This window comes from Actinophytocola sp. (assembly GCF_050699915.1).
Classification (GTDB): Bacteria; Actinomycetota; Actinomycetes; order Mycobacteriales; family Pseudonocardiaceae; genus Actinophytocola.
On record NZ_JBOHGA010000060.1, the window covers coordinates 1 to 24,128 of the forward strand.

The 24,128-nt window shown below is 69.0% G+C and carries 28 protein-coding genes and 1 pseudogene; 28 read left to right on the forward strand and 1 reads right to left on the reverse strand.

Annotation, left to right across the window (positions count from 1 at the left end; all coding sequences use genetic code 11):
- The 23 genes and pseudogenes from ACRDSK_RS13555 to ACRDSK_RS13665 form a co-directional block, all read left to right on the forward strand.
- Positions 1-700 (forward strand): annotated as a pseudogene (locus ACRDSK_RS13555) (Terminase); the annotation flags it as partial.
- 14 nt (positions 701-714) lie between these two features.
- Positions 715-2,151, forward strand: a complete 1,437-nt coding sequence (locus tag ACRDSK_RS13560; RefSeq protein ID WP_431440935.1) for a phage portal protein — start codon at positions 715-717, stop codon at positions 2,149-2,151.
- The gene (locus ACRDSK_RS13565) at positions 2,069-2,788 is read left to right on the forward strand and encodes a hypothetical protein (protein WP_431440936.1); all 720 of its coding nucleotides are present in this window, start codon (positions 2,069-2,071) and stop codon (positions 2,786-2,788) included. Before ACRDSK_RS13560 ends, ACRDSK_RS13565 begins: the two co-directional genes overlap by 83 nt.
- Before the next feature lie 6 nt (positions 2,789-2,794).
- Positions 2,795-2,968 (forward strand): hypothetical protein, encoded by a 174-nt coding sequence (locus ACRDSK_RS13570; RefSeq protein WP_431440938.1) that lies wholly within the window; start codon positions 2,795-2,797, stop codon positions 2,966-2,968.
- 70 nt (positions 2,969-3,038) lie between these two features.
- Positions 3,039-3,722, forward strand: coding sequence for a hypothetical protein (locus ACRDSK_RS13575; RefSeq protein WP_431440939.1), 684 nt, complete (start codon positions 3,039-3,041; stop codon positions 3,720-3,722).
- Positions 3,723-3,794: 72 nt separating this feature from the next.
- Positions 3,795-4,772, forward strand: coding sequence for a phage major capsid protein (locus tag ACRDSK_RS13580; protein WP_431440941.1), 978 nt, complete (start codon positions 3,795-3,797; stop codon positions 4,770-4,772).
- 64 nt (positions 4,773-4,836) lie between these two features.
- Positions 4,837-5,823 (forward strand): glycosyltransferase family 4 protein, encoded by a 987-nt coding sequence (locus ACRDSK_RS13585; RefSeq protein ID WP_431440942.1) that lies wholly within the window; start codon positions 4,837-4,839, stop codon positions 5,821-5,823.
- A gap of 13 nt (positions 5,824-5,836) precedes the next feature.
- On the forward strand, positions 5,837-6,271 hold the full coding sequence (locus ACRDSK_RS13590; RefSeq protein WP_431440944.1) for a phage tail fiber protein: 435 nt from the start codon (positions 5,837-5,839) through the stop codon (positions 6,269-6,271).
- A gap of 16 nt (positions 6,272-6,287) precedes the next feature.
- A complete protein-coding gene (locus tag ACRDSK_RS13595) occupies positions 6,288-6,563 on the forward strand; it encodes a hypothetical protein (RefSeq protein WP_431440946.1) in 276 nt (91 codons plus the stop codon).
- Positions 6,564-6,759: 196 nt separating this feature from the next.
- Positions 6,760-7,527 (forward strand): hypothetical protein, encoded by a 768-nt coding sequence (locus ACRDSK_RS13600; protein WP_431440947.1) that lies wholly within the window; start codon positions 6,760-6,762, stop codon positions 7,525-7,527.
- A gap of 15 nt (positions 7,528-7,542) precedes the next feature.
- A complete protein-coding gene (locus tag ACRDSK_RS13605; protein WP_431440949.1) occupies positions 7,543-8,991 on the forward strand; it encodes a hypothetical protein in 1,449 nt (482 codons plus the stop codon).
- Entirely contained in the window at positions 8,946-9,839 is an 894-nt protein-coding gene (locus ACRDSK_RS13610; RefSeq protein WP_431440951.1) for a hypothetical protein, read from the forward strand. The genes ACRDSK_RS13605 and ACRDSK_RS13610 overlap by 46 nt, the downstream gene beginning before the upstream one ends.
- Positions 9,836-10,168 carry a hypothetical protein gene (locus ACRDSK_RS13615; RefSeq protein WP_431440953.1) on the forward strand — a complete coding sequence of 111 codons (333 nt, stop codon included), beginning with the start codon at positions 9,836-9,838 and terminating at the stop codon, positions 10,166-10,168. The genes ACRDSK_RS13610 and ACRDSK_RS13615 overlap by 4 nt, the downstream gene beginning before the upstream one ends.
- 4 nt (positions 10,169-10,172) lie before the next feature.
- Positions 10,173-10,460: a hypothetical protein gene (locus ACRDSK_RS13620; RefSeq protein ID WP_431440954.1), complete on the forward strand. Its 288-nt coding sequence runs from the start codon at positions 10,173-10,175 to the stop codon at positions 10,458-10,460.
- A 3-nt stretch (positions 10,461-10,463) separates the two neighbouring features.
- Positions 10,464-10,835, forward strand: a complete 372-nt coding sequence (locus ACRDSK_RS13625; protein WP_431440955.1) for a hypothetical protein — start codon at positions 10,464-10,466, stop codon at positions 10,833-10,835.
- 44 nt (positions 10,836-10,879) lie between these two features.
- Positions 10,880-11,434, forward strand: a complete 555-nt coding sequence (locus tag ACRDSK_RS13630; RefSeq protein WP_431440957.1) for a hypothetical protein — start codon at positions 10,880-10,882, stop codon at positions 11,432-11,434.
- A 128-nt stretch (positions 11,435-11,562) separates the two neighbouring features.
- The gene (locus ACRDSK_RS13635) at positions 11,563-11,871 is read left to right on the forward strand and encodes a hypothetical protein (RefSeq protein ID WP_431440958.1); all 309 of its coding nucleotides are present in this window, start codon (positions 11,563-11,565) and stop codon (positions 11,869-11,871) included.
- A gap of 92 nt (positions 11,872-11,963) precedes the next feature.
- A complete protein-coding gene (locus ACRDSK_RS13640) occupies positions 11,964-12,263 on the forward strand; it encodes a DUF5361 domain-containing protein (RefSeq protein ID WP_431440959.1) in 300 nt (99 codons plus the stop codon).
- A gap of 12 nt (positions 12,264-12,275) precedes the next feature.
- A complete protein-coding gene (locus tag ACRDSK_RS13645) occupies positions 12,276-15,422 on the forward strand; it encodes a hypothetical protein (RefSeq protein WP_431440960.1) in 3,147 nt (1,048 codons plus the stop codon).
- 27 nt (positions 15,423-15,449) lie between these two features.
- On the forward strand, positions 15,450-16,298 hold the full coding sequence (locus ACRDSK_RS13650; RefSeq protein ID WP_431440961.1) for a hypothetical protein: 849 nt from the start codon (positions 15,450-15,452) through the stop codon (positions 16,296-16,298).
- 13 nt (positions 16,299-16,311) lie between these two features.
- Positions 16,312-17,616, forward strand: a complete 1,305-nt coding sequence (locus ACRDSK_RS13655) for a hypothetical protein (protein WP_431440962.1) — start codon at positions 16,312-16,314, stop codon at positions 17,614-17,616.
- A complete protein-coding gene (locus ACRDSK_RS13660; protein WP_431440964.1) occupies positions 17,617-20,088 on the forward strand; it encodes a BNR repeat-containing protein in 2,472 nt (823 codons plus the stop codon). It abuts the gene before it with no gap.
- Between the two features lie 11 nt (positions 20,089-20,099).
- The gene (locus tag ACRDSK_RS13665; RefSeq protein ID WP_431440966.1) at positions 20,100-20,843 is read left to right on the forward strand and encodes a hypothetical protein; all 744 of its coding nucleotides are present in this window, start codon (positions 20,100-20,102) and stop codon (positions 20,841-20,843) included.
- Here ACRDSK_RS13665 and ACRDSK_RS13670 read toward each other — a convergent pair.
- A complete protein-coding gene (locus tag ACRDSK_RS13670; RefSeq protein ID WP_431440967.1) occupies positions 20,824-21,372 on the reverse strand; it encodes a hypothetical protein in 549 nt (182 codons plus the stop codon). The two genes, ACRDSK_RS13665 and ACRDSK_RS13670, sit on opposite strands and share 20 nt — an antisense overlap.
- Before the next feature lie 138 nt (positions 21,373-21,510).
- Between ACRDSK_RS13670 and ACRDSK_RS13675 the strand changes: the two genes are divergently transcribed.
- The 5 genes from ACRDSK_RS13675 (at position 21,511) to ACRDSK_RS13695 (ending at position 24,096) form a co-directional block, all read left to right on the forward strand.
- Positions 21,511-22,260, forward strand: a complete 750-nt coding sequence (locus tag ACRDSK_RS13675; RefSeq protein ID WP_431440969.1) for a hypothetical protein — start codon at positions 21,511-21,513, stop codon at positions 22,258-22,260.
- A gap of 59 nt (positions 22,261-22,319) precedes the next feature.
- Positions 22,320-22,628 (forward strand): hypothetical protein, encoded by a 309-nt coding sequence (locus ACRDSK_RS13680; protein ID WP_431440971.1) that lies wholly within the window; start codon positions 22,320-22,322, stop codon positions 22,626-22,628.
- A gap of 9 nt (positions 22,629-22,637) precedes the next feature.
- Positions 22,638-23,330 carry a hypothetical protein gene (locus ACRDSK_RS13685; RefSeq protein WP_431440973.1) on the forward strand — a complete coding sequence of 231 codons (693 nt, stop codon included), beginning with the start codon at positions 22,638-22,640 and terminating at the stop codon, positions 23,328-23,330.
- A gap of 1 nt (position 23,331) precedes the next feature.
- Positions 23,332-23,478, forward strand: a complete 147-nt coding sequence (locus tag ACRDSK_RS13690) for a hypothetical protein (protein ID WP_431440975.1) — start codon at positions 23,332-23,334, stop codon at positions 23,476-23,478.
- Positions 23,479-23,769: 291 nt separating this feature from the next.
- Positions 23,770-24,096, forward strand: a complete 327-nt coding sequence (locus ACRDSK_RS13695; protein WP_431440977.1) for a holin — start codon at positions 23,770-23,772, stop codon at positions 24,094-24,096.
- Positions 24,097-24,128 lie beyond the last annotated feature (32 nt).

The following is a 24,128-nucleotide window of genomic DNA, read 5'->3' on the forward strand; positions in this document are numbered from 1 at the left end:
CGCGGCGTCCGACGCGTGGATCACCAAGGAGGAGTGGGCGGCGGTCGCCGATGCCACGGTGGTGGTCGCAGACGGCGACGACATCGTGATGTTCTTCGACGGGTCGAAAAGCCGCGACGCGACCGCGTTGGTGGGTTGCCGGGTCAGCGACGGGCACGTGTTCGAGATCGGCGTGTGGGAACCCAACCCGCGTGACCCGAAGTCGACGGTGCCGTTCGACGAGGTTGACGGTGTGGTCGCCGAAGCGTTCGACACCTGGAACGTGGTGGCGTTCTTCGCCGACGTCCGCGAGTTCGAGTCCTACGTCCACACGTCGTGGCCGGAGAAGTACCGGGACCAGCTGGTGCTGCATGCCGTGCCGACCGGCAACAACCCGGGCCCGATCGCGTGGGACATGCGGTCCCACACGATGGAGTTCACCCGCGCCGCGGAGACGTGCCGCGAAGACATCCACGGCCTGCGGTTCACCCACGACGGGTCGGCAGTCACCGCCCGCCACGTGGGCAACCTGAAGGAAGCCGTCAACCGGTGGGGGACCAGCGTCCGCAAGGAAAGCCCCGGCTCCCCCAACAAGATCGACGCCGGGGTGTGCGTGATCGGCGCCCGCATGGTCCGTGCCCGGCTACTGGCCTCCAAAGAGTGGCGCGAGCGGGACAAGAAGACCACCAAACGCCCCGGACGGGTCCGCGGCTGGCAGTGAACGGGGGGCGGCCGGTGGCACTCAGCGAAGACAACGCGAAGGCCACCGTCGCCACCCTCCTGGACCTACGCCAGCCCGAGCAGGAGCGCCTGAACCGCATCGCCAGGTACGTCCGCGGCAAGCACTCCAGCGTGTACGTACCGAAGGGCGCGAAGCATGAGTACCGGTGGCTGATCGACCGGGCGAAGCAGAACATGCTGCGCCTGGTCATCAACGTCGTCGCGCAGAACCTGTACGTGGACGGGTACCGGCCCGCGACGTCCGACGACAACGCACCACCGTGGGAGATCTGGCAGGCCAACCGGATGGACGCCCGCCAGCACGGTGTGCACCGGGCGGCGCTGAAGTACGGCGTGTCGTACAACCTGGTGCTGCCCGGCACCCCGGAGCCGGTGATCACCCCCATGTCGCCGCGGCGGCTCACCGCGTTCTACGCGGACCCCGTCAACGACGAGTGGCCCCTGTACGCGCTGGATGTCACCACCGAGCGGACGAAGGAACCCGGCGGCAAGCCGGGCGAGAAGAAGATCATCCGTCTGTTCGACGACACGTCGGCGTACCGGTTCGAAGCCGTCGACAACCGTCTGGACTTCCAGTCCGTAGAAGACCACGACCTGGGTGTGTGCCCCGCGGTGCGGTACCTCAACGAGGTGGACCTCGACGAGGACGAGGCCGTCGCCGGCGAGGTCGAGCCCCTCATCGAGATCCAGGACCAGATCAACTCCACGACCTTCGGCCTGCTCATGGCGCAGCAGTACGCAGCGTTCCGGCAGCGCTGGGCCACCGGCATGGTCACCGAAGACGAGCAGGGCCGGCCGCTGCCCCCACCCAACGCCGGCGTGGACCGCCTACTCACCAACGACTCCACCGACGCCCGGTTCGGCGAGTTCGAAGCCACCCCACTCGACGGGTACCTGAAGTCCCGCGAAGAGTCCGTGCGGGCGATGGCGACGATCTCCCAAACCCCGCCGTACTACCTGCTCGGGGTCGTCGCGAACCTCTCCGCGGAGTCCCTCGCCGCGGCCCGCGACGGCCTGGACCGCAAGGTCGAAGAACGCAAGTCGACCTTCGGCGAGTCCCACGAACAGACACTGCGGCTCGCCGCAAAGGCGAAGAAGGACATCCAGGGCTGGGACGACACCTCAGCCCAGGTGGTGTGGCGCGACACGTCGACCCGCGCCCTGGCGCAGACCGTGGACGCCCTCGGGAAGCTCGTGCAGATGTTGAAGGTCCCGGAGCAGGCCCTGTGGGAGCGGATCCCGGGGGTCACCCAGACCGACATCAAACGGTGGCAGGAGATCGCTGCCGACGCCGAGCCGGACCTGAACCGCATCGCCGCTGGCTTCCTCACCCAGCAGGGAGGGCAGCGTGGACCAGGAGACGGTCAACTTCCGGACGAGCCTGCTCCCGGTCAAGAACCAAGCCGTCGCGGAGGCCCTCCTCCTCGCTGACACCGCGGACACCCGCGACATCGACGGCTGGTTCGCGAACCTGCTTGCGCTGCTGCTCAACCGCGTGCGGTCCAGCTGGTTCACCGCCCGCGGCCTGACCGGCGGGTACCTGCGCCGCCACGCACTCGACAACGGCCACCTCATCGACCCGGTGTTCGGCGACTTCGAACCCGACAGGGTCGCAGCGAGCTTGCGCATCGCGGCGCCGGTCGCGTTTAAGAAGGCGTGGCGCGGCGACCCCGACGCCGCCAAGAAGGTGATGAGGACCAAGCTCGCCGGCACGGTGTCCCGGATCGTCCTCAACGGCGCCCGGGACACCATCCACCGCACCACCCGCGAATCCCGGGTGATCGTCGGGTGGCGCCGCGTCACCGACGCCGACCCCTGCTTCTTCTGCGCGATGCTCGCCGGCCGCGGGGCGGTCTACAAGTCCGGCAGGACCGCCGGCGACCCCCGCTGGGGCGGCGAGCCGTACCACGACCACTGCCAGTGCACGGCGCTGCCGCTGTACGAGCACGAAGACGAACCGCCAGAGGTTGACGACCTGTACGAGCAGTGGCAGGCAGCGACAGCCGGCCGCTCCGGGAGTGCCGCCATCCGCGCTTGGCGCCGGCACTGGGAAAGCCGCAGGAGGTAGGACGCGATGGCGAAGCAACCGAAGCTCGGCACAGGAGCGCGGTTCAAGAAGCTCGCCGCGAAACTCGGCGCGAAAGGCGCGGCGGACCCGAAGGCGCTCGCCGCCGCGATTGGCCGGAAGAAGTACGGCAAGAAGCGGTTCCAGAAGCTCGCCGCCGCCGGCCGCCGGCGCAAGCAGTAACACCACCCGGATCCAAATCGTCCCCGGCCAGGTCGCCGGGGTGCATCCGCACGTCCCCAGGAGGGCAGTCGTGACAGACACCACCGACCAGACCGCAGGTACGCCAGGCGCGACCGGCGGAACCACCGACACCCCGCCGCCAGGGCAGCAGACCGGCCAGGCGCCGCCTGCGGACGCCAAGCCGACAGGGCAGACCAAGGACACCCCGCCGTGGGGGTCTGACGAGAACTTCAACCCGGAGCGGGCCTGGAATCTGATCCAGAACCTGCGCTCCGACCTGGACAAGCACAAGGCGAAGTCCACCGACTCCGAAACCAAGTACCAGGGCACGCTAGACGCGATCTCCAAGGCACTCGGCCTCAAGGACGACGCCCCGGACCCGACGAAGCTCACCGAGCAGCTCACCGCCTCGCAGGCCGAGGCCGCGGCAGCGGCCATCGAGCTGCAGGTCTACCGGACCGCGCAGCGGCTCGGCGCCAACGCCGACCGGCTGCTGGACTCCCGGTCCTTCGTCGAGGAGATCGACAACCTCGACGTCGACCCGAACGAATCCAAGGCGTTCACCGCCGCCGTCGAACAGCAGATCAAGGCGGCGATGGAACGCGACTCGTCGCTGCAGGCCACACCACCCGCCTCCACCCCGGCCGGCAACGGCCGCCCGGTGGAGTCCCTTCGCCCGGGCGCGGCCCCCGGCGAATCCGGGCAGGCAGCCGACCCCGACGCGTGGCTTCGCAAGATGGCCGGCCGCACCTAACCCCAGAACACCCCGCAGCACCGGACGTTTACGGCACGGGCCGGGCGGCTGCTCAACCCTGAGGAGGACCCCGTGCCTACCTACAACCAGCTCATCTCCCGTGACGCGGGCACCGACGCGCTCGTACCGCAGCCGGTCTCGGCGCAGATCATCGAGGAGCTGCCGACCCAGTCGGTGATCCTCCAGCGGGCCCGCAAGGCACGGATGTCCACCAAGACGCAGCGGATGCCCGTCCTCGACGTGCTGCCCGTCTCGTACTGGGTGGGTGGCGACACCGGTCTCAAGCAGACCACCCGGCAGGACTGGAAGGGCATCAACCTGGTGGTCGAGGAGATCGCCACCATCGTGCCCATCCCGGAGGCGTACCTCGACGACGCGCAGGTCCCGATCTGGAACGAGGTCCGGCCCCGCATGGTCGAGTCCGCCGGCGCGCTGCTCGACTCGGCGACGCTGTTCGGGCTGGACAAGCCGGCCACCTGGCCGGAGTCGATCTACCTGCACGCCATCGCCGCCGGCAACGCCAAAGTCACCGGCACCGGCACCGACATGGCGCAGGAAGTGGCGCAGGTCGGCGAGCTCATCGCGAAGGACGGCTTCACCGTCAACGCGTTCGCCGCGCGCCCCGGCCTGCGGTGGAAGCTGATGCAGATGCGGTCCGCCGGCCCGGAGAAGCTGCCGATCTACCAGCCGAACCTGCAGACCGGCAGCGGCGGCAACCTGCTCGGCTACGACGTCTCCGAAGTCAACAACGGCGCCTGGGACGCCTCCGACGCCGAGCTGATCATGGGCGACTGGTCGAAGGCCATCGTCGGGCTCCGGCAGGACATCAGCTTCAAGATGTTCGACCAGGGCGTCATCTCCGACGACGCCGGCAACGTCGTGCTGAACCTGATGCAGCAGGACGCGGTCGCCATGCGAATGGTGATGCGGGTCGCGTACGCGCTGGCCAACCCGGCGTCGCGGCTCAACAGCACCGCCGGCACCGGCGACTCGAACCTCGGTGCGCGTTCGCCGTTCGGTGTCCTGCAGGCGGCCACCGCCAACTCCTGACCCGCCGCCCGGGGGGCCGTCCCGCGCCGGCCCCCCGGCACCCACCTCAGAGGAGTCCATCCGCGTGCGAGTCCTCGCGCTCCTACACACCTACCCACCGATTCAGTCCGCCGGCGCCGAAATGATGGTGCACACCCTGCTCCGCGCCCTGGTCGACGACGGCCACCAGGCCGACGTGGTGCTGTCCCGCGACGCCGGCGAACCGTACGACCTCGACGGGGTACGGGTGCATCCGCACCGCAGCAAGAACGACGTGTTCGACCACCTGCACCACGCTGACGTGCTGGTGACGCACCTGGAGAACACGCCGCGGGCCACGATCCTCGGGTCGTTGAACAAGGTCCCCGTCGTCCACGTCATCCACAACACGTTCGAACCGACCAGGCGTTGGCTTGAACGCGGACCGGTCACCCTCGCGGTGTTCAACTCGCAGTGGATGCTCGAGGACTACCGGACCCACATGCAGGCGCCGATGCCGCCGCACGTGGTGGTCCGCCCGCCGGTCCTGCTCGACGAGTACCGCACCACCCCCGGCGACAAGGTCACCCTGATCAACCTGTACCTCAACAAGGGGTCCGCGACGTTCTGGGCGCTGGCCGAGCGGATGCCCGACGTGAAGTTCCTCGCCGTGGTCGGCGGATACGGCGCCCAGGACATCCGGGACCTACCCAACGTCGAGGTCGTCGAGCACGTCCCCGGACACGAGATGCGTGACCGGGTGTACGCCCAGACCAGGCTGCTGCTGGTCCCGTCGATCTACGAGTCGTGGGGTCGGGTCGCCGTCGAAGCGATGGCCTCCGGCATCCCCGTCATCGCCCACCCCACACCCGGGTTGAAGGAGTGCCTCGCCGACGCGGGGACCTTCGCCGACCGCAACGACCTCGACGCGTGGGAACACGAAGTGAGGCGGCTGCTCGACGGCCGCCGCTGGCGCCCCGCGTCCCGCCGGGCAGCTGCCCGCGCAGCCGAGCTCGACCCCACCCCAGACCTGAACGTGTGGCGCGAAGCGCTCACACGGGTGGCGCTCACGAGGGTGCGCGCCCGCAAGTAGCAGGGAGACCAACATGGCCGGTGCAGTCGACGTCGAGGAGCAGGCGATCCTCAACGGGATCCTCCAGGACCCGGCGTACGCCGGGTACGCCACGCTCTACATCGGACTGTCGTCCACGACCCCGACCGAGGCGGGCGCCAACGTCACCGAGCCGTCCGCCGGCGCGTACGCCCGGGTGTCGACCACCGGCACCGACTGGGGTGCCGCGACGGGCACCGCGCCGGCAACGAAGAGCAACACGGCGGTGAAGACCTTCCCGACGGCGACGGCGGACTGGCTGGCCGGCGTGAACCTCACCCACTTCGTGCTGTTCGACGCCCCGACGGCCGGCAACGTCAAGTGGTGGGGCGCCCTGGGCACCGCGAAGCCCGTCCTGAACGGCGACACCCCGTCCTTCGCCGCCGGCGCTCTGGTGCTGAAGCTGGGCGACCCGACAGATACGTACTGATCAGGAGGAACCCGGCATGCCCGCTCCCGTTGTTGTCGAGAACACGCTCACGCCGTCCACCGTCAACCCTGGCGGTTCGTCCCAGTGGACGACCCGGGCCACCGATTCGGACGCTCGCTCGGCGACCCTGCAGCGGCCGGTGACCGACTCGCAGGGGAACACCACGGTGTTCTCGTCGACCCTGACGGTCTCGGACCCGCTGACGTACGGCCAACCGACCTGCGACGACCCGGGCGTGGCCCTGGTGGTTGACGCGGTGGACCCGACGATCGTGCACGTCACTGTGGCCTGAGCCGATGCGGCAGGTGACGCTTCGGCGGCCTGTCTCGGACGCTACGGGGAACGTCACAGAGATCAGTGCCGTCCTCACGATCGAAGACCAGATCCGCAACGCGTTGGCGAACCCGTCGGCGTACGGCTGGCCCGACGCCACCACGGCGGGCCTAGCCCGGTACCCGGGGATCTCGCTCTTAGGGGTGAACGGGGACTTGACCATCACGGATACGGCGGTCAAGGAGAACGGCGTCACCCGCGTCACTAGGCCCATGTCCGGTTCGGCGGTGTGGGGTCCAGTGACGCTGTACCCGGACCGCACGGTGGTCGACCGAGCCGATGTCGTCAAAGGCCGGCTGCAGCGTAAGACCAACTACCCGGTGTTCTGCGACAGGTCCCGGATCCACGGCCACCCCGACGGGGTGAACGCGTACTACACCATCGACGGCACCACCAACACCGGGATGATCACGCTCACCGACTGCGAGATCGACGGGCAGCGCGGCAACGTCGCGGTCGCGTGGTCGTACTACCGGCTGGTCAACTGCGACGTGCGCGGCGGGTTGGACGCGGTCCGGCTCGGCCAGGAGACACACCTCGCCGACTGCCACGTCCACGACCTGACCCGGGTCGAGGGCTCCCACAACGACATCCTGCAGCTGGTCAACGGGTCCAACTCCTCTGTCACGCACAGCACGCTCCGCGCGTACCGGGCGGCCACCGACGACCCGATGAACGCCGTGTTCCAACTCGGCAACCTCACCGGCGCCGTCGCGAACGTGCTGATCGACGACAACCTGTGTGACGGCGGGAACTACACGTTCAACGCCAACTACAGCTCGGGGTACGCGGTCACCAACCTGCGGGTCACCAACAACCGGATCGGGCGCAACTACCGGTACGGCCCGGCCGCGTCGATCACACCGCACGCCGGCGTGACGTGGGCCGGCAACGTGTACGACGACACCCTCCAAGCGGTGTAGCGGGGGAGGTAGTCGATGGCTACCGTCTCCCACCTCGTCGACACACCGGACACCAACGCCTCCCCGAACACGAGCGCTGCGTTCACGCCAGCCGTGGGGGACCTGCTCGTCGTGGGTGTTGTTGCCTCAGCAACGCAGGACATCGGCACCGCCACGATCAGCGCCGGCACTGGTGTAACCAGCTTCACTCACATCGCGAGGGCCCGGTTCGGCGGCAACGCGCACGTGCTGAACGTTTTCGTAGCGAACCAACTGGTCACGACCGCGGCTTCCGCCACCGTCACCTGGGACGACGACCTCGATGCGTCCACCGGCACCGTCATCATGGTGGAGCGCATCGCTGGGATGACGAAGACTGGCGCGACTGCGGTCCGGCAGAGCGCCATTGACGAAAACCGCACAACCGGCACGATCGGTGTGACGTTCGCATCAGCCTGTCTCACTGGTAATCCTACGATCGGCTTCGCGGGGCTCCAGGGCATCGCCGTCAACGCCGCTGTACCTCCGTCGGGGTGGACGGAACTCGCCGACACCGGCTACGGCACCCCCACCACCGGTGGGGAGTCCTGCGGGCGGGACAGCGGCTTCAGCGGCACGACGGTCACGTGGACCTCCGACGCCGGCACCGACGACGCGGCAATGGTCGTGGAGTTCGACGCCTCCGGCGCCGGCAACCCTGTAGCCCTCGACGGGACTGGTACGGCGGCCGGCTCCGCCGTCGGTTCGCTGTCCAACAGCCGGGCAGTCACCGGCGCCGCTTCGGCCGCGTCGAGTGCGTCCGGCACGGTGGCAGCTGCCCGGGCGTTGTCCGGATCAACCGACGCGGCGGCGGGCGCCACCGGCGCCGCGTCTGTCGCGCGACCGCTGACCGGGTCCGCGTCTTCCGCGTCCCACGCCACCGGCGAGTTGTCGATCGGTGGGCTGGTCGCACTCGACGGCTCCGCGGCATCCGCGGCATCCGCCGGCGGGGCGGTCGGCGTGACCCGACCGCTAGCCGGGACCGCCGCCGCGGCAGCGGCCCTGCAGGGCTCTGCCGGAGTCACCCGGCCCCTGGCGGGCACCGCCGCCTCGGCGGCTTCCGCGTCGGGTGACCTGTCGGTCGCTACCGACGTCCAGCTCATCGGCACCGGGCCGGTCGCCGGCCACGCCGCCGCCGCGCTCGAGCTGCAGCGGCCCGTCACCGCAACACTCACCGCCGTCGCCGCAGCGACCGGCGTACTGACGATGGCCCGGCTGCTCCAGTCCGCCGCGCCAGCAGCTGCAGCCCTCACCGCTGACCTCGCAACCCAGAGACCAGTCACCGGCGCCGGGTCCGCAGCAACTCACGCCGCGGCCGACCTCACCGTCACCGCCGCGGCCATCGACACCACCTTGACATCCCGCAGCGGGCACGGCACCGACCTCGAGGGGAGAGCAGGGTGGGCTACGACCTTGGCGACCCGATCGCAACCACCTTCACGGTGAAGGTCGACGGGACCCTGACCAACGCGACCGTGGCGATCACCGTCACCGACCCCGACGGCCTCACCTCCACGCCCGCGATTTCGAACCCGTCGGTCGGCTTGTACAAGGCGGTGTTCACCGGGTCGAAGGTCGGCAAGTGGCGGTGGAAGTGGACCGCGTCGGGCGCCGCGTCCGGTGTCGAGCACGGCTACGCGATCGTCCTGGCGGATCCGCCGACCCGGCTGGACCCGTTGGCGACGTTCGAAGACCTCGAGGAGTCCCTCGGCCGTGCCCTGACCACCGCCGAACAGGAGCGGGCGCCGGCGCTGCTGCGGGCCGCGTCGGCGAAGGCCCGCCGGTACGCCCGGCAGCTGTTCACGAAGGTCACCGACGACGTGGTGGTGCTCGTCGCCGACGGCGGCCGGCTCGTACTGCCGCAGAGGCCCGTCACCGCGGTCACCGCCGTGAAGGCAGTCGGCGCCGCCGGCGCACCAGACCTCACGGTCACCGGCTGGTCGTGGGACCAGCTCGACGTGATCAACCTGTCCACGGCCAGCTGGATCATCAACATGCCGGAGGACTGGGAAGACGTCGACCGGTACCCCGGCACGTACCGGGTCACGTACTCCCACGGGTACGAGCCGATCCCCGACGACGTGATCAGTGTGGTGGCCGGCGCGGTGCTGCGGACCCTCAGCGCCCCCACCACCGCCGGCGACGTCGTCGGCGAAACCATCGGCGCCTACTCCTATCGGCTCGCCTCCGCGAACGGTGGCGTGACGGTGCGCCTCACCGACGAAGACAAGGCCGACCTGCGGCACTACCGGCGGCCCGGCGCCAGCCTCCGCATGCGGTCGGTGTGGACGTGAAGCACCTGCTCCGCGACGTCACGAAGGTCCGCCCCGCCACCAGCACCGACGCGTACAACAACACCAGCTACGACTACGGCGTCGCTGCGACCCGCACCGTCACCAAGGCGTGGATCCAGCAGGCGTCGGCCGCCGAACCCGTCACCGATGGCCGGGCCCCCCTGATCGGGCGGTGGCTGCTCATCTCCGACGACCTGGACTGGAAAGGCCGCGACCGCGTCGAAGACGGCCCCACCGTGTACGAGGTCGACGGCCCCCCGTGGGTGGTGCACCGCGGCGGCTCCGGCCCCCACCACCTGGAAGCCAACCTGCAGACCGTGACGGGGTGATCGTGTGGCGTTGGAGCGGTACGAGCCGAACCGTCGCGGTCTCCTCGACATCCTCAAGTCCGAAGGCGTCCGGTTGATGCTGCACGGGCGCGCGGAACGCGTCGCCGCGGCGGCCCGCGCCAAGGGCCAGATGATGGGCCGCAAGAAGAACGTCCCGCTGCCCATCGTGGTGGACTCCGGCATCGGGCAGAACCGGGCCCGCGCCGCCGTCATCGCCAAGCACGCCGGTGCGCTCGCCGCGGAACGCAAGAACCGGATCCTCGGCTCCGCGATCGACGCGGCGAAGGACTGACCGGTGGTCGCCTACCCCGACGCGGTGGCGCTGGTCATCGCGTACCTCAACCCTCTCCTGACGCCGCCAGTGGTGTCGCGGGTACCTGACCCGCGGCCACCGGAGTTTCTCCAGGTCCGTCGCGTCGGAGGCACCGACCTCGTGGTCCGCGACCAGCCGCGCCTGGACTTCTTCTCGTGGGCGCAGACCGAGAAGGCAGCCCACGACCTGTGCATGCAGGCCCGGTCCCTGATCCATGCGACCGCCGGCACCACCCTGCTGGGCGTCACCTGCTACCGGGTCGAGGAGTTCCTCGGCCCCCACTCCGCTGATGACGACGCATCCGGGCTGCCGCGCTACTGGATGACCGTGTCGCTCACTCTCCGCGCCGAGTAAACCCCGCCGACCCAACCCGGGTCATCAACCGAAGGAGATCCGCTGTGGCGAACAGTGCTGCGGTGCGTGTTGCGATCACCGGCTCGGCATATGTCGCACCGGTCGGCAGCACCGCCCCCACCAACTCCACCACCGCCGTCGCCGCCGCCTACACGGACCTCGGGTTCGTCTCCGAGGACGGCGTCACCGAGGCGTACGAGGACGAAACCACCGACATCAAGGCGTGGCAGAACGGCGCGATCGTCCGCTCCGTTATCTCCGGGTCGAAGGCCACGCTGAAGTTCAAGCTGATCGAGACGCGCGGCGAGGCCCTGGAGCTGTACCACAAGGGCAGCACCGTCGCTGTGGTCGGCGCGTCCAGCTGGAAGATCGACGTGAAGGGCGCTCAGGCGGACCCGCGGGCCCTGGTCATCGACGTCATCGACGGCACCAAGCACATCCGGATCTACGCCTCCAACGCGGAGGTCAGCGAGCGCGGCGAGATCCAGTACGTCGGCACCGATGCGGTCGCGTACGACCTGACCCTGACGGTCTACCCGGACAGCAACGACGTGCTGCTGACCAAGTTCTCCGACGACCCGAACTGGGGCTACAGCTAAACCGAGCGCCACCCCGAGCACCACCCTGTCCACAGCGGACGCCCTTATCGGCGGCCGGTCCAGTCGGCGCGGAACTGGACCGGCCGTCTCCTGATTTCATCCGCGCGCATCACTGGAGGTTCCCGCGCATGCCCGTATCCCGTAAACGAGCCACCGCGTCGAAGCGGTCCCAGGCGTCGAAGGCCCGCAAGGCGGAGGCGCTCGCCGAAGGCGCCGACGTCGAGTTCGACGGCGAAACCTACACCATCCCTCCGTACGAGGAATGGGACATCGACGCCCTGGAGGCGATGGACGACCAGCGGTACACCGTCGCGATCCGCGGCATCATCGGCGACGACCAGTACAGCACGTTCCGCTCCCGCCACAGCAAGATCGGTGAGCTGGAGGCGTTCCTGACCAAGCTGATGGACGTCGGGGACGGCAAGGGAAACTCCTGATACTCGCGCGCCGGCTGCGCGAGTACGGAGACGAAATCGAAGCCGACCTCGCATACCGCGGGATCGACCTGCTCGACTTCTACCGGCAACACTTGTCGCCGCGGCGCCTGTGGCTGCTGATCGAGCACCTACCAGCTGATTCCGCGTACAAGCGGGCCAGCGCCGACGACGACTGGGAAGTCCGCCCGGCGCACCTGCTGACGCTGATGCTCGATCAGCTCGTCATCGCGAATTGGCAGCGCTCCAAGGACGGCACCCGGGGCACGAACCGGCCCAAGCCGATCTCGCCGCTGTCCCAGCCGGAAGGCACACGCCACGGCGGCACCACTCTGCCGCAGGACGTGGTGATCGCCCACCTGAAGGCCCGCGGCCCCCAAGCCGCCGTCGCATAGAGGGGGGCGGGCGTGGCGGAGGAAGTCGGCGTTGCCTACGTCTCGATCCTTCCTTCGCTGAAGGGGTTCTCGCGTCGGGTCCGGGCGGAGCTGAAGAAGCAGTTCGCCCGGCCCGTCGAGATCCCCGTCACCGTCGACAAGCGGCAGGTCACGAAGGAAGCACGCGCCGCGGGGGCGACCGCCCGCAAGGCGGTCCCCCCGCTGGACCTGAAGGCCAGGACTGACCGGGCGCAGGTCGCGAAGACGGCGAAGGAAGCCGGCCGCGCCGCGAACCGTGCGGTGCCGAAGCTCGAGCTGGCAGCCGACCGGATCAAGCTGCGGGCCGAGGCCACCGAGGCGGCCGGGTTCCTCCGCGCCGTGGCGCAGGCCCAGTTGAAGCAGCACAAGTTGCAGCTGCCCGTCAAGGAGGAGAAGGGCGACGCGGCGAAGTCTGGCCGGGACGCGTCGGAGACCGCGACCCGCGCCGCCGGGCCGATCCGGCTGAAGACCGACCTGGACCGGCGCAGCCTCCGTGGGGTCCGTAGGCGGCTGCGGGGCTTCTTCCAAATCTTGGGCGGTGTCCCCGCCGCCCGCGGCGCCGTGATCCTGTCCCTCGGTATCTCGTTGGCCGCCGCCACCCCGGCGATGGCGCGGTTCGTTGCCGCCGCGGCACCCGCGTTGGGGATCGTCGCTGCGCTCCCGGCGGCCATCGCGGGCACCGTGGTCGCGTTCGGCACCCTCAAGCTGGCGCTGAGCGGCGTCGGCGACGCACTCAAGGCCGGGTTCAAGGGCGACGTCGAGAAGTTTCAGGAGGCACTGGAGAAGCTGTCCCCGGCGGCCCGCCGGTTCGCGGAGCAGCTGGTCGCGCTCAAGCCCCGCCTCGACGCGTTGAAGCACGCCGTCCAGGACCAGTTCTTCAAGACGTTCGCCGGCGAGTTCTTCCGCCTCGCCAACACGGTGCTGCCCGCGCTGCAGGCCCGCCTCCCCGGCGTCGCCGCGTCCCTCGGCCAGTTCGCGGCGGCGTTCGCGCGGACCGCCCGTTCCGCCGTCGTCATCAACGCGCTGAACATCCTGCTCGAGCAGGTACGCCGCGGTGTCGCGGCAGCCGCCGCCGGCGTGGGCCCGATGACCCGGGCGTTGGCGCAGCTGATCGCCGTCGCCGCCCCGGGCCTGGCCAGCATGGGCGCCGCCCTGGCGCGGCTGGCGGGACGGTTCGGTGCGTTCATCGACCGGACCGCGAAGTCCGGGCAGCTCAAGACGTTCCTCACCGACGCCGTCACGGCGCTGCGCCAGCTCGGGCAGATCGCCTTCAACGTCAGCAAGTTCTTCGGTGGCCTGTTCGGTGCCCTCTCCGCGGGGTCTGAGAGCACCCTCGGGAACCTGGTGCGGATCACCGCCGCGATGGCGGACTTCGTGTCCACCGGCCCCGGCGCTGAGGGTCTGCGGACCGTGTTCGCGGGGCTGTCGGCGCTCGGCACCGCCCTGGGCGACGTCCTGCAGGCTCTCGCCCCGGCGTTCGGGCAGCTGTTCGTCGTCGCGGCGCCGGTGATCGGCCCGTTCGTGAAGGCGGTAGCGGGGCTGGCCCAGGCCATCGCCCCGGTCATCCCGTTCGTGGCGCAGCTCCTCGCCATCATCGACCAGGGGCTCACCGCGGCGATCAGCGCGCTGGTGGGGCCGCTCTCGCAGGTCGTCGCGGTGCTGGTGGGGGCGCTGCAGCCGGTCCTGCCGGTGGTGTCGAAGCTGTTCGCCACCCTCGCCCCGATCGTCGTCACCATCGCCAACGTCCTTGGCAAGGTGCTCGTTGCGGTGCTCGGCGCGTTGGCGCCGTTGTTCGCGGAACTCCTGCCGGTCATCGGGGAGCTCGTCGGCGCGGTGCTGCCCGCGCTGATCCCCATCGTTGAGGCGCTGGGCTCGATCCTGCTGGCGCTGATCCCGATCTTGAAGCCGATCATCAAGCTGCTGGTCGCGATCCTGGTCCCCGTCCTCAAGTTGCTGGTCCCGGTCATCGGGTTCGTAGCGAAGATCATCGGGGTCTTTGTGACCGCCCTGGCGTGGCTCATCGGCTGGATCCTCAAGGGGATCACCGCCGTCATCGAATGGATCGACGGCACCGACGACTGGAAAGCCGGCGCCAAGGTCATCGGTGAGGTGTTCTCCGCCATCGGCGACATCATCGGCGCCGTCGTCGGGTGGCTGATAAACACCGCCTGGCCCGCGATCCAGGGCTTCGCGTCCCGCCTGGCCACCGCCTTCGGGATCATCGTCGCCCCGGTCGTCACGGCGTTCACCGCGGTCTACAACGCGGTGGTCGGGTTCATCGGCGGTGTGGTCGCGTTCTTCCGGAAGTGGTGGCCGCTGCTGCTGGTGATCTTCCTGCCGGTGGTGGCGGTCCTCGTCGCGATCTGGAACCGCTTCGGTGAGGCGATCATCGGCGGCGTCACCGCGGTGTGGAACCAGGTGCTGGCGTTCCTCACCGCGATCTGGGGAGGCATCAAGCTCGCGGCGAGGCTGGCCTGGCGCGGCATCCAGGTCGGCATCATCCTCCCCGTCCAACTCACCTGGGAGCGGATCAAGGCGATCTGGGCGCTGGTCCGCGCCGGCCTCGCGATCACGTGGGCCGCGATCAAGGCTGCCGCCAGTCTCGCCTGGAACTCGATCAAGAGCGTGATCATCAACCCTGTCGTCAAGCTCTACAACCAGGTGCGGGACCTGTTCAACAAGGCCAAGACCGCCGTCACCAACTCGCTCACCGAGGCCTACAACAAGGCGAGGGAGATCGGCGGGAAATTCGCGTCGATCGGTAAGGCGATCATCGACGGGATTATCAGCGGGCTCGCCAACGCCAACAGCAGGTTGGTGAAGAAGCTCCGGGAGATCGCCGAGTCGGCGCTGAAGTCCGCGAAGAAGTTCCTCGGCATCGCCTCACCGTCCAAGTTGTTCATAGAGGTCGGCCACGACGTTGGTGCCGGTCTGGTCCGTGGCCTTGACGACTCCCGCACCCCAGTCGCCACCGCCGCAGCGCAGCTGCTCACCCCACCGACCGCGTCGGCGTTCCACCCACCCGGTACGCCGTCAACCGGTGTCGGGATCAACGTCGAGAACCTCGAGGTGAAGGCGTTCACCGACTCGTTCCGGCTCAAGCAGGTGCAGGACGAGCTCGCCCTCCACGGAGTTGCGTAGATGCCGCCGGCGCGGGGGGTGATGTAGATGGCGCTCGCCGACGGGCAGGTGCAGATCCGCGACGTGCTGGTGGGCCCCGGCACCTGGTACGACGTGCCGGAGTTCAACCCGTTCACCCGCAACGTCCGGGCCGAACACTCCGGGCCCCGGGCCTGGAACCACGGTTCCTGGTCCGGGGTCGAGTGGATGGACGAAGTCGTGGTGCCGATGCGGATCGCGGTTCGCGGCGCCACACCCGCGCAGTGGTTGACCAACCAGCAGGAACTGGTCGCGGCGTTCCGCGCGGTCGGTGAGGCGGTCGCCGAGGTGGAGCTGCGGTTCGCAATCGCCGGCAGCGAGTTCCTGATGTACGGCCGGCCCCGCCTGGCCGACCCGGACCTGACCCTGATCGCATCCAACACCACCATCGTGTCCGCGGCGTTCGTTGCGCTCGACCCGCTGATCTACGCCGGGACCGAGACGGTCGTCGGCCCGATCGGTCTGCCCACCCAGACCAGCGGGCTCACGGTCCCGTTCACGGTGCCGTTCATGGTCACCGGCACCGTCGTCGGCGGGTCCGGCGTGCTTCAGAACCTGGGCACCGCTGAGACCGGTCTGCTGCTGCGCATCGACGGCCCGGTCATCGAACCGTCGGTCACGTTGCAGCGCGCCGACGGCGTCATTCAGACCCTCAGCTTCGACCTGACTCTCGCCGCGGGGCAGTGGCTGGACGTCGACACCACCCAGAAGACCGCGCTGCTCAACGGCACCGCGTCCCGGTACCCGTCAGGTGACTGGCCGGTCCTGCCGAAAGGCACTCACACGATCCGCTGGACCGCCGCCGACTACAACGCCACAGCGGCGCTGACGGTGCGGTTCCGCTCCGCCTGGTGGTAAGGAGACAATCCCAGTGCCCGACGCCCTGTTCATGAATGTCGGCAAGGCCCAGACCGCCACCGGCACAGCGACGATCTCCGCCGCCACCGACCTGGCGACGCTGACCGCGCACGGCTTCATCAACGGCGACGCGGTGATGGTCGATGCGATCACCGGCGGCGCCGCGACCGTCCTGCGTACCGGCGTCGTCTACTTCGTGCGGGACTCGACCGTCAACACGTTCGGGATCGCGCCGTCGATCGGTGGTCCGAAGCTCGACTTCGCCACCGACGGCGGCGCGACCGTGTACCGGGCGGTCCCGGCGTACGACGCCCTGGAACTGCGGCGGGGCCTGTCGACGTTCATGATGCCCGGCGTCAACCGGTACGGCACCCGTTCCGGGATCCGGCCCGGCGGATCAAACTGCGTCTCCCTCTCCGGCTTCGGCTGGTCGACGCTGGCGACGCCACTGTGGATCGACCCGCAGTGGACCGCGACTTCCGCCCCTTACGCGGTGGGGATGCCGGCGGCCTCCGGGACAGTCAACGCGAACGAGGCGCAGTCCCGTAAGGACATCCTGGTCGCCCGGATCTACGACGACGACGAGGCGGCGTCCAGTCGCCGCGAGGCCGTCGTCGAGTACGTCGCGGGGGTCGCCGGCAGCGGCAACGAACCGGCGGTCCCGCCCGGTGGGCTGCGTCTGTGCGGGATCGACGTACCAGCGACCACCGGCAACCCGGTGTTGACGTACAACCCGCACCGCACGGTCGCGGTCGGTGGCGTCCTGCCGATCCTGAACTCGACCGAGCGGCCCACCGTGGGCCTGTACGAGGGCCTATACGTGGACCGGGCCGACAACAACGACCTCGAGCGGTACAACGGGGCCAGCTGGCAGACGATCGGGAATCCGGACAGGTACAGCGACCTGGTCGTCAACCGTGCGACGGTGAAGGCGCGCAGGTCCACGACGCAGTCGATCCCGAACGACGTCAACGAGCCGATCACGTGGAACTCCGAGTCGTTCGACAACGACGGCATGATCAGCGTGCCGTCCGACACGATCACTGTCCAGACAGGCGGCTTCTACGTCGTCGTGGCGGCGTGCGAGTTCGCCGGCAACACCAATGGGTACCGCCGGCTGCTCCTGGTCCACAACGGAACCGCGTTCGCGTACCAGTCGACGGCAATCGCGAACACCCTCACCATCGGGCTGAACGCCTGCGGCGGGTTCAACTGCGTCGCCGGCGACACCATCCGCGTGTGGGTCCGCCAGAACAGCGGCGGCGCATTGAATGTGAACGCCGATTTGACTCACGTGTCGGTCTTCCGGGTGGTGTAGGTGGCCGCCGTCGAGCTGGACCTGCTGCCCGGCAAACTCGACAACACGTGGGGCTACAACGGGGTCCCCTTCTCGCAGGACAACGTCCTCACCGTCAACAGCCCCACCGGGACCGTGCAGTACGCCGTGTGGTGGAACAACGCCCGGCACCCCATCATCGGGCAGCGCACCTACCCGGGTGGGGACTGGGTCACGTTCGACCTGGCAGCCGTGTCCGGGAACCCACTGGTCAGCCCGGTCGCGCTGGACGGGCATAACACGATCAACGTCGCGGTCGACACCGACGGCAAGCTCCACGTCGCGGCGAACATGCACACCAACCCCATGAGGTACGTGAGGTCGGTCAACCCGCACGACATCACCAGCTGGACGTCGACGAACAAGCCCGGCGGGTCGTTCACCTCCCTGACGTACCCGCAGTTCATCAGGCTCGCCGGCGGACAGCTCCACATCTCGTACCGCGAGGGCACCAGCGGGAACGGCGACAACTACCTGCAGAAGTGGAACCCCGGCTCGGGCGCCTGGGACTCCGCCGTCAAGATCACAGACGGCAAGTCCTCATCGGAGAACCCGTACCTTCACCGGATCGCGGTCGGCACCGACGACTCGATCCACATGGCGATCGTCTGGCGCGGCTCAGGCAACGGCAACACCAACAACGACCTGTGCCACATCCGGTCCCTCGACGGTGGGGTGTCGTGGCAGTCGCAGGCCGGCGCCGCACTGACCCTCCCGATCACCCACACCACCGCACCGAAGGTGCTCGACACCGCCGCCACCGGGTCCGGCCTGCTCAACACCTGCGGCATCGACGTCGACACCAGCGGCGTACCGCACATCGCCACGCACATCTGGACGACCGACGGCTCCGCCTCCCGGATCCTGTACTCCTACTGGGACGGCGCGGCCTGGGTGAACGAGCGGCTCATGTCGTGGACGTACAAGATGCCGCTCGACGTGAGCGTCGTCAACGCTGAGGTGGCTCGCCCGGTCATCTTCTGCACGTCGGCAGGCCGTACGTTTGTCTTGTACCGGATGAACCGCGACGGGCTTCGCGGCACCGTACGGATCCGCGAGGTCACCCCGAACACCAGCCGGCTCGACGCGTCGATCGCAGACCTCGAAACCTACGCGTGGGAACCCAGCTACGACACCAGGGCCGTACGGGACCGCGGAGAGCTGCACATCCTGCTCACCCCTTGCCGCACCCCGGACCCGGCGATCCCCGAGTACGACGACCAGGACTGGACCCAACAGCCCGGCGGGATCCTCACGGTCGACGTGAACCAGCTCGACTCGATCCTCGCCGGCACCGCGGCGTTGCCGTTCGAGTGGGCCGACACCGCCGCACCACCCTCGACGATCCCGCCGCCGGTGGGCATCCCGGTCGTGGAAACCTCAGTGAGGTGGTTCGGCTGCGACCTGATCACCGGCGCCGTGGTGGTGGAGCTCCCCGACCTGACCGGCACCGTGTCCCGCGTCCTGGGCAGCTACACGTCGTCGGGTCTGCGGCTGCCGATTCCCCGCAGTGGCCCGGGCACGGTCGGCGACAAGGTGTTCTCCGTGACCGAACCTGGCCGCTCCCTGCTCGTCGCGGAAGTTAACGGCATCCCCACGTGGGGTGGCATCGTCCTCGTACGCAAGGGCGGCACCGACGCGACGCTTGAGCTCGGCTGCGTGTCCCTCGAGGGGTACCTCGCCCGCAGGTTCGTCGGCGACCACTCGTGGACGCAGCAAGACGAGGCCTCGGTCATCGCCGCCGGGCTGCTCGCCGACGCCAACGTGGAGGGCATCGGCATCACCATCGACGCCCCCGCCACGGGGAAGAAACGCGACCGGCACTATTTCGCCAAGGACGACGCGACGGTCTACCAGCGGCTCCGGGAGCTGATGGGCGTCATCGACGGTCCGGAGTGGACGATCGACCTGGACTGGGCGACAACGGCCAAGACCTCCGTGGTGAAGCTGGGCCGGGTACGGAAACGCATCGGCACCGTCAGCACCGCGAAGTTCCAGTCGACTGCCCGAGACGAATCCCGCTACACCTACGAGGAGGACTACTCCGAGGGCCGGGGCGCGAACCACGTCATCGCAACGTCGTCCGGTGAAGGTGAGGACCGGCCCCAGTCCGACCCGGCTGTGGACATCCAGCCGCAGTTCCCCCGCTGGGAGCACAGGTTCTCCCCGTCCTCCTCGATCATCAAGAAGGAAACCCTCGACGAGCACGCCCTCGCGGAGCTGGGCCGGCGCCGGCTCGGCGCCCGCACGTGGCAGATCGAGGCCCGCTGGGACGTCACGCCCCGGCTGAACGTGGACTGGCGGCTCGGCGACGACGTCGAATGGGTGCTGCGCGGCCACCGCCACCCCGCCGGCGTCACCGGCACCGGCCGCGTCATCGGCTGGGAACTCGACGTCGCCACCGGCGCCGCCCGGCCGCTCCTGCTCAACCCGGCAGACCTCAACACGGAGTAGGGGGGTCGGGGATGGGAGTAATCGGAGACGCGGCCCACCACCCGGGCGACGTGATGCGTCGCCTGCAGGAGCTGGAGCGCGCATTCCGTGAGATGGCCGCCTCCCGACGACTCGAGAACGCCTCCATCGGAGCTGGCGGGGTGCGCCTGCACTCCGGTGGGTCCCTCACAGTCGACCCCGGCGGCACCGTGAAGGTCGGCAACATCACCATCACGAAAGACTCGCTGATCGTCACCGACTCATCCGGCGCGACCGTGCTGCAACTCGGGTTGCTGTCCAACGGCCAGTACGGGCTGGCCGCGATCGACCCGGTCGTTGGTGGCCTGGTGGAGATGGCGGCGCTGGCGTTCCGCCAGTCCACCGTCCAGATCGCCGCCCGTGAGGGCCGCACATCAACGTCGTTCGGGGACCTGACGACGGTCGGCCCAACCGTGTCCGGGATAGAAGTCGGCTCGACCGGCAAGATGGTGGTGGAGCTCGGTACCCGGATGTTCTTCGGGACATTCTCCGCCGGCGTGGTCGTCGGCGGGTTGATGTCGTTCCAGGTGTCCGGCCCGACGTCCCTGTCTCCGTCTGTGAACCGGTCGGTGGAGGCGTCGCTGATCGAAAGCGCCGGCCAGTTCGGTGTCGGCCGACAGTTCCTCGTCACCGGGCTGAGCCCCGGCACCTACAGCGTCACCGCGAAGTACGCGAGCTCGACCGCCGGCGAGAACTGTGACTTCTTCGAACGTGTGGTCACCGTCTCGGCGTTTTGACCGGCACGGTCACCCCGCCGCTCAACCAGGAGTCCTTCAGGCGCACCTGCGCCACCTGGGCGCGGAACACCAACGTGCACAGCAGGTGCCCGCCGGGCCGGATCGGCTCGAGCCACGCCACGCCGGCGCCCGTGTTCGCCGCGTACGTAGCGGACGAGTCCGGCGACACCCAACTCCCGCCGACCAGGCCACGTTGGCGGCTGCCGTAGAACGTGGCGGCCTGGCCGCTGACGTTGGTCACCTTCAACGGCACCACGCAGTACCACGTGGGTGTTCCGGTCAGGTTGTAGGTCGCGCACCACTGCCGCCCAACCCAGATCGCGTAGCGGCCTTCCCCGACGGTGTCTGGTGCGGTGACGGGGTCGGGGTCGCGGTGGTCGACGGCTTGGAACGTGGCGGCCGGCTCGGGCCGCACCTGGGCGCCGGTGCTACCGGCGAGGGTCAGCGCGGCGACAAGCCCCACGAGGAGCGTGCCGACGCCCCATCGGAGAGTCGCGCGAATGCGCTGCGAGGTACGGGATCCGGCCATTTCTAATCCATTTCCTTTACATCGGGCAGGCGACAACGCCCGCAATTTCGAATGGTGACACGCACCAGCTGCGTGCACCTAGGACGGAAGTCCCGAAACGGACCTTTCGGATAGGACCGCGACAAATCTGGAGGGGTAGTGACGTACGCACCCGCGAAACTCCTGGAAGCGCGCGAGTACCTCAAGCCGCTGACCGGGCTGAACAACATCGCTCTCGGCATCACCTCAGACGGTTACGGCCACGGTTACCACCGAGGTCGGGACGCGATCAACACCGCCAAGGACTACTCCGTCATCGAGTCGCCCCGTGACCGGTCCGGGCTGTCCAACGCCGCGTCCGCGCTCGATATCGGGCTGTTCGACCGCACGGTGAACGGCCGCCGCGTCACCTTGCGGAGCCTGTCCCTCTGGCTGGTCGAGCAGTGCCGCGCCGGCGCCCCGGACACCCGCGACATCCGGGAGATCATCTACACCCCGGACGGCCGGGTCGTCCGCCGCTGGGACCGGCTCGGGGTCCGCTCGAGCGGCGACGACTCGCACCTGAAACATACGCACATCAGCTACTTCCGGGACTCCCGGGACCGCGACAAGGTCGCGCTGTTCCGGCGCTTCTTCGCACCATCACCGCCACCGCCGGCGGCGCGGCGCTTCCCGCTCGCTGCGCTGGCGACCGTCACCGTCACTTCACAGGAGGGGGCCATCATGCCCGAGTTCATGATCCGTCACTCGACCAAGGACGAGGTGTTCGCGGTCTGGGGTTCCGGCCTGGTACGCCACGTCGGCAAGCGCGAATACGACTACTACAAGGCGCAGGTCGAGGTGCTCACGACCACCGACGACGCCGAGCACGCGCGGCTGCTGGCGTACTCCCGGGCCCTGCAGGCATAGCCCGCGCCAGGGCTGGGGAGGTTGAACCATCCGCACGGGGGTGAGTCGGGGGAGCAGCGGTGAACGGACTGGAATCGCTACTTCCAGGCATGGGTGTCTTCGGCGGGTTCGTGGTGCTGATCGGCTACCTGTTCGTAGCGAACCGCACCGATCGGCGGGAGTACCGGGCGGAGATCCGCCGCGTCGAAGCGGCGCATGACGTTACGCAGAACCGCCTGGACGAGCAAATGGAGCGTCGTCGTAAGGCAGAGGACGCGTTAGCTGACACGAACCGGCAGCTCAAGGAACTCCGCGTGCAGGTGGAGAAACAGGACCGGCAGATCGCTGAGCTCAGGGCCGAAGTCGCCCGACTGGCGGGGGGACAGTAGATGGCGCACATGGACACGAAGCGTCTCGACCGGATCGGCAATCGCCGGGTCTGGGTGGTCGGACTGCTGGCCGTGCTGCTCGCCGGCGCTGGCGGGTGGGCGCTCGCTCACCTGGAGTGGGAACGCGCCGCCGAGGAAGAGGCGAAGCAGGAAGCGGTACAGACTGCGGAGCAGCTGTGTGACCAGATCGAACGCATGGGCCGGCGGTGCGAGGTGCAGCCGCCCGCGGCTGAGGGTGAGCCAGGGCTCGGCATCGCGGACACGACCACCGAAGGCTGCTACGTCCGGTTGACGTACACCGACGACACCGCGAAGCGCGTCGGTCCGTTCTGCGGGGACGACGGCAGCCCCGGCCCCTCCGGGCCACCGGGCCCGACAGGCCCCCCGGGTGTCTCGATCACCGGTGTCATCTCCGACGGCTGCATGATCACCGTGACGCTGTCCAACGGGCAGACGTTCAACGCGGGCCCGTTCTGCGGCCGTGACGGTGCCGATGGCGAAGACGGTACGGATGGGTTGCCGGGTCGGTCGCTGATCGGTCAGGACTGTATCGGTGACGGCGACGACTCGTACTGGCGGCTGACGTGGCGGGAACCCGATGGCGCTACTACCGAGACGAGGGTGGACGGACCGTGCCGGCTGCGTTCCCGCCCCAACTCGTCACCGTCCCCGACACCACCGCCGATTGTGGGAGGCGACTGACATGGCCCCGTTGATCTTCATCCTGATCCTCGCCTCGGTGTTCTGTTTCGTCGCGAAGGGCCTCGGCCACGACTGGGGGCTGGGTTGGGGCCTGGCTGCGTTGACCACCGCGCTGGCGCTGCTGCCTCGCATGCTGACCCTGGGCTAGTCCCGCGAGCCAGTGCGGCAGGCCGGCGCCGAGCCCGTCGTCAACCTCGGCACCGCACACGTCGCAAACCCAGTACCGGCCCCTGTCCCACGTCGACCACCTCGGGCCCATCAGCTCACCGCAATGACTCGGCGGGATCTCCATCGTCCACGTGGTGGGCGTACCGCACCCCGGGCACGGCTCGTGGGATCGGGCCAGCCACCACTTCGCGCCGCAGTCGCAACCCACCCGCTTACGGCCCATCCCCATAGACAACCACGGGGCACCGACAAAACAAGGAGTTGATCAATCGTGTGGACCGCCCGATTTTGGAAGCAGACCGCTGAACGGGCCGTGAAGACCGCCGCGCAGGTACTGCTGCTGCTGTGGGCCAGCGACGGCGTGTTCAACATCCTCACCGTCGACCCGACCACCGCGGCCGGCGTCGCCGCCGGCGGCGCGGTGCTGTCCGTGCTCACGTCGCTGGTGTCGCTGCCGGTGGGGCCGAAGGGCTCCCCGAGCATGGTCTCCGGGGTCGGCGGCGTGGTGGTGGGCAGGCTGGAGGTGTCCGCCCCGGCGGGCTTCAAGCCGTCGACCAAGGCGATCGAGGACGAAATCAGGCGCGGCGGCGGCCAGTAGCTTCTGCTCCCTTCTCCCCCGAGACCCCGGGC

Excerpts from the sequence above, each read along its gene's own strand:
- ACRDSK_RS13595 (WP_431440946.1), top strand. The coding sequence starts at position 6,288 with ATGCCCGCTCCCGTTGTTGTCGAGAACACGCTCACGCCGTCCACCGTC.
- ACRDSK_RS13670 (WP_431440967.1), bottom strand. The coding sequence starts at position 21,372 with ATGGCCGGATCCCGTACCTCGCAGCGCATTCGCGCGACTCTCCGATGG.
- ACRDSK_RS13635 (WP_431440958.1), top strand. The coding sequence starts at position 11,563 with ATGCCCGTATCCCGTAAACGAGCCACCGCGTCGAAGCGGTCCCAGGCG.
- ACRDSK_RS13570 (WP_431440938.1), top strand. The coding sequence starts at position 2,795 with ATGGCGAAGCAACCGAAGCTCGGCACAGGAGCGCGGTTCAAGAAGCTC.
- ACRDSK_RS13590 (WP_431440944.1), top strand. The coding sequence starts at position 5,837 with ATGGCCGGTGCAGTCGACGTCGAGGAGCAGGCGATCCTCAACGGGATC.
- ACRDSK_RS13665 (WP_431440966.1), top strand. The coding sequence starts at position 20,100 with ATGGGAGTAATCGGAGACGCGGCCCACCACCCGGGCGACGTGATGCGT.
- ACRDSK_RS13685 (WP_431440973.1), top strand. The coding sequence starts at position 22,638 with ATGGACACGAAGCGTCTCGACCGGATCGGCAATCGCCGGGTCTGGGTG.
- ACRDSK_RS13650 (WP_431440961.1), top strand. The coding sequence starts at position 15,450 with ATGGCGCTCGCCGACGGGCAGGTGCAGATCCGCGACGTGCTGGTGGGC.
- ACRDSK_RS13690 (WP_431440975.1), top strand. The coding sequence starts at position 23,332 with ATGGCCCCGTTGATCTTCATCCTGATCCTCGCCTCGGTGTTCTGTTTC.
- ACRDSK_RS13605 (WP_431440949.1), top strand. The coding sequence starts at position 7,543 with ATGGCTACCGTCTCCCACCTCGTCGACACACCGGACACCAACGCCTCC.